We start from the raw sequence: 1,595 nt of genomic DNA, 5'->3' as shown, positions 1-1,595 counted from the left end.
GGTTTGTAGGCGTTGATTCGCTTGAATCTATGCGCGATTTTTGTGAATCTTGCGAATTTATAGCGATTGCAAACGCATTAAATAAAAATGCCACTACTATCACACCAAATAACAAAACCAAATTTTTCATTTTTCGTTCCTTATTTATAAGATAATTTTTTACGAATTTCTAAGGGTATAAAACTTGAGTTTTATCGTAATGCCTTGCATTGTGTCCCCTTGAAATTACATATCGTAGCCAAATTTGATATAAAATGATTTCCAAATCTCACATTTAAGGCAAATCAAGGCAAATCAAGCAATGGATATTTTTCACGGATTTTGGATTTATCAAGCGGGGGAGAATCTCGTAAAAAGTCCGCTTCATAATGCCACCACTCGCTTTTAATCCCCCTAAATCCAGCCTCTTTCATTATCACTTTTAGCTTCTCTCTATTGGCGCATTTTTGTGCCTCTGCTTTGGGGCATTTATAATCGCTAAACGCCTTTTGGCTAAACTCATCAAACGCGCTAGGCATCGCTAAAATCTCGCCATTTTCATCTGCTAATCCCACATCAAGCGCGATTGCTCGCGAATGATTTGAGCCATTTTTATATGGATTTGCCACGAATCGCTCATCGCTCATCTTTTCCCACGCCTTTATTTGCGCACTCTGCGGACGGAAGCAGTCAAAAAACACAATTTTTACGCGCTCTTTGCTTGCAATCTCGCTAAGCCTTTTTACGCGCTCGCCCAAATCATTATGCAAAAAGCATTTATCTAATCCAAAATGTTTGTAAAGATTCACACCCATAAAATTATCTATCGTGCCATAGCGCAAATCGTGGATAAAATTACTCGATTGTGCTTGAAATAGATTTGGGTGCATAGGATTAGCACATATCGCACACACAAACGCACAACAAATCACTACGATTCGCTTCATTTTGTGCCTTTTAGATTGGGCTTTTGTTTTTTGCTACTTTCGCTCACTCACACTCTTTGCAGTATTTTTTTATGATTCGCTCCACTTCGGAGTCAAATTCTTTATTTTCATACACCAAATCAAAGCAGGCATTTACATAGCCCTTATGCGAAAATTCGACAATAACCTCATAATATTCATCTATATATGTTTTTAATTCGCTTAACGGCTCATCACCCAAAAGCCTTGTCATATTATCGATATGCCTTAGGTTTATTATATCTTGTGGTATTTTTTTGCCACAGCCTGATGACATAGTTTTATCCACGCTTGAAGTGTATTTTAAGCAATGAGCTAAAGCCCATCTTTTATAGTATTTGATTGGATTTTGCTTAAAAGAGGTTTTAGCAATGATTTGCTTTGCGCTTCCACTTTTAGTGCAAGAGTGAGTGTCGGCTAATGTAGGGGATTCAGCATTTGCGCTAGAAATAAAGCATAGTAACATAGCATAAAGTAATTTTTTCATTATGGAAACTCTCAAAAATAAAAATTTTACAAAGATTCACTCACACTCTTTGCAGTATTTTTTCATAACTTGCTCGACTTTATCTTCGTATTCTTTGGAGTCATAGACCATTCCTATACAAAAATACAAGTCTTTAAATTTCACATTTTTATCAATATAATCTT

Annotated in this window: 2 protein-coding genes; both read right to left on the bottom strand. The window is 36.2% G+C overall.

Annotated features, from left to right (window positions below; all coding sequences use genetic code 11):
• Positions 1-284: 284 nt before the first annotated feature.
• Positions 285-926 (bottom strand): M15 family metallopeptidase, encoded by a 642-nt coding sequence (locus ACWIX0_RS13495; RefSeq protein ID WP_454174501.1) that lies wholly within the window; start codon positions 924-926, stop codon positions 285-287.
• Between the two features lie 43 nt (positions 927-969).
• On the bottom strand, positions 970-1,431 hold the full coding sequence (locus ACWIX0_RS13490) for a hypothetical protein (RefSeq protein ID WP_454174500.1): 462 nt from the start codon (positions 1,429-1,431) through the stop codon (positions 970-972).
• Positions 1,432-1,595: the final 164 nt, after the last annotated feature.

It is taken from the genome of Helicobacter sp. T3_23-1059, assembly GCF_053654515.1.
This window is presented reverse-complemented; position numbering and strand designations above follow the sequence as displayed.

What these genes read in the sequence shown, in the direction of transcription:
- ACWIX0_RS13490 (WP_454174500.1), bottom strand. Translation starts at nt 1,431, where the DNA reads ATGAAAAAATTACTTTATGCTATGTTACTATGCTTTATTTCTAGCGCA.
- ACWIX0_RS13495 (WP_454174501.1), bottom strand. Translation starts at nt 926, where the DNA reads ATGAAGCGAATCGTAGTGATTTGTTGTGCGTTTGTGTGTGCGATATGT.